We start from the raw sequence: 8374 nt of genomic DNA on the forward strand, positions 1-8374 counted from the left end.
CTGCTGGTCTTCTTCGTGGCGCCGTCGGGCGAAGTCTCGGTCTGCGTGAACTGTGCGCTGCCGCTCTTCACGTCGCGCACGAACTGGCGCAGGGTGTCCACCGCGTCGGCCCGGGCCGACGCCGCTGCGGCGACAAGCGCCAGCAGCACTGCGAAACGAATCTTCATGCGTCGCGGCTGGGAACGATGAGGTCCCGGTTGCCGTTGCTGGACATGGCACTTACGAGCCCGGATTTCTCCATTTGTTCCAGCAGCCGCGCCGCGCGGTTGTAGCCGATGCGCAGGTGGCGCTGCACCAGCGAGATCGAGGCGCGCTTGTGCTGCAGCACGATGGCCACGGCCTGGTCGTACATCGGGTCGCTCTCGCCGCCGCCCGCGCCACCCTCGCCGGCGAGGATGTCGCCGCCCTCGCCGTCGAGCGTGCCGCCTTCGAGGATGCCCTCGATGTAGTTCGGCTCGCCCTGGCTCTTGAGGTACTCGACGACGCGGTGCACCTCCTCGTCCGACACGAAGGCGCCGTGCACCCGCACCGGGATGCCGCCGCCGGGCGTGAGGTAGAGCATGTCGCCCTGGCCGAGCAGCGCCTCGGCGCCCATCTGGTCGAGGATGGTGCGGCTGTCGATCTTGCTCGACACCTGGAAGCTCAGGCGCGTCGGGATGTTGGCCTTGATCAGGCCGGTGATCACGTCGACGCTGGGTCGCTGCGTGGCCAGGATCAGGTGGATGCCGGAGGCGCGGGCCTTCTGGGCCAGCCGCGCGATCAGCTCCTCGATCTTCTTGCCCACCACCATCATCAGGTCGGCGAGTTCGTCGATGACGACGACGATGTGCGGCAGCCGCTCCAGCGGCTCGGGCTGCTCGGGCGTCAGGCTGAACGGGTTGGGGATCTTCTCGCCCTTCTCCGCGGCCTCGTCGATCTTCTTGTTGTAGCCGGCGAGGTTGCGCACGCGCATCGTCGACAGCAGCTTGTAGCGACGCTCCATCTCGCCCACGCACCAGTTCAGCGCGTTGGCAGCCTGCTTCATGTCGGTGACCACCGGCGCCAGCAGATGCGGAATGCCCTCGTAGACGCTCAGCTCGAGCATCTTCGGGTCGATCAGGATCAGGCGGACGTCGCGGGCCTCGGCCTTGTAGAGCACGCTGAGGATCATCGCGTTGATGCCCACCGACTTGCCCGAGCCGGTGGTGCCGGCCACCAGGCAGTGCGGCATCTTGGCGAGGTCGGCCACCACCGCGTTGCCGACGATGTCCTTGCCCAGGCCCATGGTCAGCTGCGAGGCGGCGTCGTTGTAGACCTGAGAACCGAGGATCTCCGACAGGCGGATCATCTGCCGCTTGGCGTTGGGCAACTCCAGCGCCATCGTCGTCTTGCCCGGGATGGTCTCGACCACGCGGATGCTCACCAGCGACAGCGAGCGCGCCAGGTCCTTGGCCAGGTTGACGATCTGCGCGCCCTTCACGCCGGTGGCCGGCTCGATCTCGTAGCGGGTGATCACCGGGCCCGGCGAAGCGGCGACGACGCGCACCTCGACGCCGAAGTCCTTGAGCTTCTTCTCGATGAGGCGAGAGGTCATCTCCAGCGTCTCGGGCGTGACCGTCTCCTGGCGGCCCGGCGCGGCGTCGAGCAGGTCGACCTGCGGCAACTTCGTGTCCGCGAGTTCGGTGAACAGCGGCTTCTGCCGCTCCTTGGCCACGCGCGCCGACTTGGGCAGCTCGGCCACCGGCGGCTCGATCACGATCGGGATGTGCTCGTCGTGCAGCTGGTGCTCGACCTCGACCACCTCCTCGCGCTCACGCAGCGCGCGCTCGCCGAGACGGATGTCCTCGGCGCGCTCGATGCGCTCGGCGCGCTTCTCGCGGAACGACTCGAGCCAGGCACCGATGCCCTCGGCCACGCGAAGCCACGAGAACTTCAGCGACATCGACACGCCCGCGACCAGCGCGGCGATCCACAGCACACCGGAGCCGGCGAAGCCGAGCAGCTTCTGGCTCAGCGGGCCCAGCAGGTAGCCCAGCACGCCGCCGGCATGTCCGCCGGCCACGAGAGCCTCGTACTGGTAGAGGCGGGTGTTCTCCAGCGCGCAGCTCGCCGCCAGCAGCACGACGATGCCCACCCAGAACAGCCAGGCCGGCGGTTCGTGCGGGTCGGCCGGCGCCGCCGGGGCCTGCTCGCTGCGCAGCACGCGCGCCAGGCCGCCGAGCCAGGCGCGCAGGCTCACCAGCATCAGCCACCAGGCCGAGAAGCCAAAGAGGAAGTACAGGCCGTCGGAGAACAGCGCGCCGAGCGCGCCGGCCTTGTTGGTGGCCTGCTCGACGCTGCCCGAAGTGGTGAAGGCCGGGTCGGCGCCGCTGTGCGTGGCCAGCGCGAGCAGCGCCAGCAGCCACAGCACGGCGCCGAGGCCCAGGCCGAGCCGGGCGCGCCAGCGCGGCACGACCCTGGCCGCGCCGCTCTCGCGCGACGAACGCGCGGAAGAGGACGACGAAGAAGCCGGCGCGCCCCCGTCGGCGCGCAGCGATCCGAGTGGAAACGTCATGGCCGCGATTGTCGCCCAAGGCTCCGGCGGCCTTGTATCCGCTCGCAGCAGGCGCCGCTAGCATCGCTGCCATGCGACTCGCGCTTCTCTTCCTGCTGTCCGTCGCCGGGCCCGCCCAGGCCATCCAGACCTGCGAACTGGCCGGCGAACACGTCAACCCGGCCAACGGCCACACCACCGCCGGCAAGACCGGCCTGATGCGCTGCAGGGATGCCGACACCGGCGTAATCCAGCGCGAGCAGGAACTGCGCGACGGCAAGTTTCTCGGCGCCGTGCGCTTCTACCGCAACGGCGTGCTCGAGCGCGAGCATCGCGTCAACGAGCGCGGCAACCGCGAAGGGCTCGCCCGCGAGTACGCGGCCACGCCCGGCGAACGCAACCCGCTGCTGCGCGAGGAGACGCTGCGCAACGGCACCACCGTGGGCCTGGCGCGCAGCTGGCATGCCAACGGCGCGCTGCGGCGCGCGAGCTTCCACGGCGACGACGGCCGCGAGCAGGCGGTGGCCGAGTTCAACGACCGCGGCCAGCTCGGCGAGCTGCGCTGTGCCGCCCAGCCGCTGCTCGCCCCGGCGGCCGACGACGCGGTTTGGTGCGGCCACCGCGGCGGCCCGGCGAGCGTGTCGCTGTTCAACAGCCGCGGCGAACTGACCGGCCGGCGCTTGCACGAGCGCGGCGAGCTGCGTTCGCGCGAATCGTTCTGGAACAACGGCAAGCCACGCGAGACGGTCGAGATCGGCGCGCAGGGCGGCACCGAGCGCGGCTTCGCGCAGGATGGCGTCAAGCGCCGCGAGACGCAGTGGCAATGGTCGACGCCCGGCGACGGCGGCACCAGGCGCCGCATCACCACGCTGGAGCAGGAGTTCCACGAAAGCGGCGCGCTGGTGCGCGAGCGGCACTGGACGCCCGGCGAACGCGGTGCCGAGCTGCGCAGCGAGAAGCGCTGGTATCTCAACGGCCAGCCCAGCGAAGCCAGCGAGTACACGAACGACAGCGGCCGGCTGCTGCGTCGCGACACCGCCTTCCACGACAACGGCCAGCCGCGCTTCGAAGGCAGCTACGCCGTCACCGGCCGCTACGAGCAGCAGCCGGTGGGTGTGCACCGCGGCTTCGACGAGGCCGGCCGGCTTCGCGCCGAGCGCCACCACGACGAGCGCGGCCGCGTGACGCGCGAACGTGAACTCGACGCGGCCGGCCAGGTCACACGCGACGACGCCGTCTTCGAGGACGGTTCGCGCAAGGCCTTCAGCCGCTAGGAACCCACCATGCCCCACACCGTCATCCCCACCCGCCGGCTGCTGATCGGCGCCGCCGTCGCCCTGGCCGCGCCCGCCGTGTGGCGCAGCGCCCTGGCCCAGGGCCGGCTGCGGCCGACGCCGTCGCAGACCGAAGGCCCGTTCTACCCGCTGCAGATGCCGGCCGACGCCGACGGCGACCTGCTCGTGCTCGCCGGGCGCCCGTATGGCCGCGGCCGCGCCGCCTGGCTGGAAGGCACGGTCAGCGACACCGACGGCCGTGCGCTGAGCGGCGCGGCGGTGGAGATCTGGCAGTGCGACCCCGACGGCCACTACCACCACCCGGGCGATGGCGGCCGCGCCGATCCCGGCTTCCAGGGCTTCGGCCGCGTCACCGTGGCTGCGGACGGCGCCTACCGCTTCCGCACCCTGCGACCCGCCCCCTACAGCGGCCGCACGCCACACATCCACCTGAAGGTCAAGCTCGGCTCGCGCGAGCTGTTGACCACGCAGGTCTATGTGCAGGGCGACGCCGGCAACGAGCGCGACTTCCTCTGGCAACGCCTGTGCGGCGAAGACCGAGCCGCGCTGACCGTGCCCTTCGAGCCCGCCGGCGACACGCTGCGCGCGCGCTTCGCCATCGTGGTGCGCGCCTGATGCCGCCGTCGGCGCCGTTGCCGCTGGCGGCGCCCGACGCCGAGCGTTTCGCCGCCTGCGCGATGGCGGCCGTGAAGACGCGCCACCCGCACAAGCTCGATCACCTGATCCTCGACGCTGGCGACCTGCCGGCGCCCTCGCAGATCCACCCGGTCTTCGACGGCAGCTACGACTGGCACTCGAGCGTGCACATGCACTGGTCATTGCTGCGACTCATGCGGCGCTCGCCGGGCCTGCCGCAGGACGAGGCGATCCTCGCCCACTTCGACGAACGGCTGCGCCCCGAGCTCGTGGCGGTGGAGCGCGCCTACGCGGCCGACCCGCGACGCGCCAGCTTCGAGCGGCCCTATGGCTGGGCCTGGCTGCTGGCGCTGCAGGCCGAGCTGGAGGCGCCCGGGTGGCCGGCGCGCTGGGCGCAGGCGCTGCGGCCCTTCAGCAAAGACATCGCCGCGCGGCTGGCGGCCTTCCTCGCGCGCAGCCACTACCCGGTGCGCGCCGGCACGCACGCCAACTCGGCCTTCGCGATGCTGCTGGCGCGGCGAGTCGGCGATCCCGCGCTCGACGCGGCGATCGAGGCGGCGGCGCAGCGCTGGTTCCTGCACGACCGCGACTACCCGGCCGCCTACGAACCGGGCGGCGCCGACTTCCTCTCCGGCGGGCTGACCGAGGCCGTGCTGATGAGCGAGCTGCTCGGCGATCGCTTCACCGACTGGTGGCAGGGCTTCGCGCCGCGCGGCGAGGCGATGCAGGCCTGGTTGCAGCCCGCGGTGGTGAGCGACCGCATCGACCCGCAGCTGGTGCACCTCGACGGCCTGAACCTGTCGCGGGCGTGGTGCCTCGCCGCGCTGGCCGATGCGCTCGGCGACGAGGCCCTGCGCGCAGCGGCCGGCGCCCACCGCGCCGCCGCCTGGCCGCACGTCACCGTCGGCGACTTCGCGGCCACCCACTGGCTGGTCAGCTTCGCGCTGCTGTCGCTCGGCGACTGAGCCTCAGGCGCGCGCGATCGGCTCGTAGCCTGCAGACGCGCCGGCACGCGAACGCACCAGCGCGTAGCCACGCACGGCCCACTCGATGGCCGGCAGCTCGGCCGGTGGCATGGCACCCTGTGCATGCCGGGCCAGCGTCACGTGCGGGCGGAAGGCCCGAGCCTCCACGCGCAACCCCTGCGCGCGCAGCAACGCCGCCAGATCCGCGTGCAGCGTGGCGAGGCCGGCGGGCGCGTCGCTGGGCTCCAGCACCGCGATGCCCTGCGGCCACAGCGCCGCGCGATCCAGCCGCAGCGTGAACGGCGCCTTGCACGGCGGCAGCGACGAGGCCAGCTCACGCGCCCCGTCCTCCGCCACCTCGCCGAGGAAGTGCAGCGTGAGGTGCAGTCGATCGGCCGGCACCGGCGCGGTACGCGCCGGCCACAGCCAGGCCCGCTGCGCCGACACCAGCTGCCGGCGCACGGCGTCGTCGGGCCACAGGGCGAGGAACAGGCGCATGCGCGATTGTTTCCGAACCCGAGCCGCGTCAATCGCCGCCGGCACGCCCTGCGCTAGTCTTCGCCCATGAAGATCCACTTCCTCGGTGCCGCCGACACCGTCACGGGCTCGCGCCATCTCGTCGAACTCGACGGCCAGACCCTGCTGCTGGACTGCGGGCTGTTCCAGGGCTTCAAGACGCTGCGCGAGCGCAACTGGGCGCCCTTTCCCGTGCCGCCGCGCGAGATCGACGCGGTGATCCTCAGCCACGCCCACCTCGACCACAGCGGCTACCTGCCGGCGCTGGTCAAGCAGGGCTTCAAGGGGCCGATCCACTGCACGCAGGCCACGCGTGACCTGGCCGAGGTGCTGCTGCTCGACAGCGCCCACCTGCAGGAAGAAGACGCCCGCCGTGCCAACCGCTACGGCTTCTCGCGCCACGCGCCGGCGCTGCCGCTGTACACCGTGGCCGACGCCAAGCGCGCCATCGCCAGGCTCTCTCCGCTGCCGGCGGGCAAGACCGCGCGCATGGGCAACGTGCTGGCCGAGCTGACGCCGGTGGGCCACCTGCTCGGCGCCTGCGCGGTGACGCTGCGCCACCGCGATGCCACGCTGGTCTACTCCGGCGACGTCGGGCGCAGCAACGACCTGCTGATGCCGGCGCCGCAGCGCATCGCGCACGCCGACGTGCTGCTGGTCGAGTCAACCTACGGCAACCGCATTCATCCGCCCGAGGATGCGCAGCAGCAGCTCGGCGCCATCATCCGCGCCACGCTGCGCCGCGGCGGCTCGGTGCTGCTGCCCTCGTTCGCCGTCGGCCGCGCGCAGGCGCTGATGCTGGTGATGCAGCGGCTGAAGGCCGCCGGCGAGATCCCCGAGGACACGCCGGTCTACCTCGACAGCCCGATGGCCACCGCCGCCACCGCGCTCTACCAGCGCCACCGCAAGCTGCTTCGGCTGAGCGCGCGCGAGGCCAACTCGCTGTGCGACGGCGTGACGGTGGTCACCACGCCGCAGCAGTCGGAGAAGGTCTCGCGCACCCGCTACCCGAGCGTCATCATCTCGGCCAGCGGCATGGCCACCGGCGGACGTGTGCTGCACCACCTCAAGGCAATGGCGCCGAACCCGAGGAATGCCGTCGTCTTCGCAGGCTTCCAGGTGGCGGGTACTCGCGGCGCCAAGCTGATCGAAGGCGCCGCCGAGGTAAAGATCTTCGGCGAGTACGTGGCGGTGAAGGCCCAGGTCAGCCATCTCGAAGGCTTCTCAGGCCATGCCGACGCCAACGAGCTGATGCAGTGGCTGGGAGGCTTCGAGGCCGCGCCGTCGCAGACCTTGGTGGTGCACGGCGAACCGGCCGCGGCCGATGCGCTGCGCAGCCGCATCGCCGACGAACTCGGGTGGCGCGTCAGCGTGCCCGAGCATCTGGCGCAGGTGACGGTCTGAACCTGTTCGACGCGAGCGGCGCCACCGTCGAAGGCCTGGCCGTGGCGCTGGGCTGCGGGCTGCTGATCGGCCTGGAGCGCGAGCGCCGCAAGGGCCAGGGGACCGACCGCGCCGCGGCCGGCATCCGCACCTTCAGCATCGCCGCGCTGCTCGGCGCGCTCGCCCAGGGCATCGCGCTGCCGGGGCTGGTGCTGGCCGGCGCGCTGGTGGTGGGTGGACTGGCTGCGATGTCCTACGCGCGCAGCCGCTCGCGCGACCCGGGCCTGACCACCGAGCTGGCGCTGTTCGCCACCTACCTCGTCGGCGTGCTGGCGATGCGCCTGCCGCTACTCGGTGCCGCCTGCGGCACGCTGCTGGCCGTGCTGCTGGCCGCGCGCACGCAGTTGCATCGATTCGCCACGCAGTGGCTGAGCCAGCAGGAACTGCACGACGGCCTGATGCTGGCGGCGCTGGCGATGGTGATCCTGCCGCTGGTGCCGAACGAGCCGCTGCCCTGGCTGGCGGGCATGCGCGCGCGCCCGCTGGCCTCGCTGGTGCTGCTGATCCTCGTGCTGCAGGCGGCAGGCCACGTGGCGCTGCGCCTGTTCGGCGCGCGGCTCGGGCTGGCCGCCTCCGGGTTCTTCGGCGGCTTCGTCTCCAGCACCGCCACGGTGGCGGCCTTCGGCGCGCGGGCTCGCGCAGGCCAGGTGGCCGTGCCGCTGGCGGCGTCAGCCGGCGCGTTGTCGGGCTGCGCCACCTGGGTGCAGATGCTGGCCATGGCCGCGGCGCTCTCGCCGCCAGCACTGGCATTGTTGTGGTGGCCGGCGCTGGCCGGCGTGGCCGCGACCCTCGCCGTCGCGGCGCTGTGGTCGCGGCGCGGCGCGCGCGACGGCGATGGCGCGCTGCTGTCCGAACGCAGCGCCCTGCGGCTGCGCGAAGCCCTGGTGGTGGCACTGCTGCTGGCGGCAGTGGCCCTGCTCGTGTCGCAGGCGCAACGCCTGTTCGGCGATGCCGGCGCATTGGCCAGCGCCGCGCTGGCCGCGCTCGCCGATGCGCACTCGCCGATC

General features: G+C 72.3%; 7 protein-coding genes. 5 read left to right on the forward strand and 2 right to left on the reverse strand.

From position 1 onward, the window contains the following. Window positions 1-163 precede the first annotated feature (163 nt). A complete protein-coding gene (locus tag AB7U92_RS16575) occupies window positions 164-2533 on the reverse strand; it encodes a DNA translocase FtsK (protein WP_428579198.1) in 2370 nt (789 codons plus the stop codon). 71 nt (window positions 2534-2604) lie between these two features. On the opposite strand from AB7U92_RS16575, the gene AB7U92_RS16580 reads away from it, so the two are divergent. From AB7U92_RS16580 to AB7U92_RS16590, 3 genes are read left to right on the forward strand one after another with little or no spacing between them, the layout of a single operon-like run. Next, window positions 2605-3786 carry a toxin-antitoxin system YwqK family antitoxin gene (locus tag AB7U92_RS16580; RefSeq protein WP_428579201.1) on the forward strand — a complete coding sequence of 394 codons (1182 nt, stop codon included), beginning with the start codon at window positions 2605-2607 and terminating at the stop codon, window positions 3784-3786. A 9-nt stretch (window positions 3787-3795) separates the two neighbouring features. After that, on the forward strand, window positions 3796-4422 hold the full coding sequence (locus tag AB7U92_RS16585) for an intradiol ring-cleavage dioxygenase (RefSeq protein WP_428579203.1): 627 nt from the start codon (window positions 3796-3798) through the stop codon (window positions 4420-4422). Next, window positions 4422-5408 (forward strand): DUF2891 family protein, encoded by a 987-nt coding sequence (locus AB7U92_RS16590; protein WP_428579206.1) that lies wholly within the window; start codon window positions 4422-4424, stop codon window positions 5406-5408. The genes AB7U92_RS16585 and AB7U92_RS16590 overlap by 1 nt, the downstream gene beginning before the upstream one ends. Before the next feature lie 3 nt (window positions 5409-5411). Here the strand turns inward: AB7U92_RS16590 and thpR are convergent, their stop codons facing one another. After that, window positions 5412-5906 carry an RNA 2',3'-cyclic phosphodiesterase gene (gene thpR / locus AB7U92_RS16595; RefSeq protein WP_428579209.1) on the reverse strand — a complete coding sequence of 165 codons (495 nt, stop codon included), beginning with the start codon at window positions 5904-5906 and terminating at the stop codon, window positions 5412-5414. 66 nt (window positions 5907-5972) lie between these two features. On the opposite strand from thpR, the gene AB7U92_RS16600 reads away from it, so the two are divergent. Together AB7U92_RS16600 and AB7U92_RS16605 are read left to right on the forward strand one after the other, a co-directional pair. Next, window positions 5973-7328 carry an MBL fold metallo-hydrolase RNA specificity domain-containing protein gene (locus AB7U92_RS16600; protein WP_428579212.1) on the forward strand — a complete coding sequence of 452 codons (1356 nt, stop codon included), beginning with the start codon at window positions 5973-5975 and terminating at the stop codon, window positions 7326-7328. Further along, a partial coding sequence (locus tag AB7U92_RS16605; RefSeq protein ID WP_428579215.1) for an MgtC/SapB family protein occupies window positions 7283-8374 on the forward strand: 1092 nt, incomplete at its 3' end. The genes AB7U92_RS16600 and AB7U92_RS16605, both read left to right, overlap by 46 nt.

Source organism: Piscinibacter sp. (genome assembly GCF_050175855.1).
Taxonomy (GTDB): domain Bacteria; phylum Pseudomonadota; class Gammaproteobacteria; order Burkholderiales; family Burkholderiaceae_C; genus Piscinibacter.

Excerpts from the sequence above, each read along its gene's own strand:
- AB7U92_RS16585 (WP_428579203.1), top strand. The coding sequence starts at position 3,796 with ATGCCCCACACCGTCATCCCCACCCGCCGGCTGCTGATCGGCGCCGCC.
- AB7U92_RS16590 (WP_428579206.1), top strand. The coding sequence starts at position 4,422 with ATGCCGCCGTCGGCGCCGTTGCCGCTGGCGGCGCCCGACGCCGAGCGT.
- AB7U92_RS16600 (WP_428579212.1), top strand. The coding sequence starts at position 5,973 with ATGAAGATCCACTTCCTCGGTGCCGCCGACACCGTCACGGGCTCGCGC.
- thpR (WP_428579209.1), bottom strand. The coding sequence starts at position 5,906 with ATGCGCCTGTTCCTCGCCCTGTGGCCCGACGACGCCGTGCGCCGGCAG.
- AB7U92_RS16580 (WP_428579201.1), top strand. The coding sequence starts at position 2,605 with ATGCGACTCGCGCTTCTCTTCCTGCTGTCCGTCGCCGGGCCCGCCCAG.
- AB7U92_RS16575 (WP_428579198.1), bottom strand. The coding sequence starts at position 2,533 with ATGACGTTTCCACTCGGATCGCTGCGCGCCGACGGGGGCGCGCCGGCT.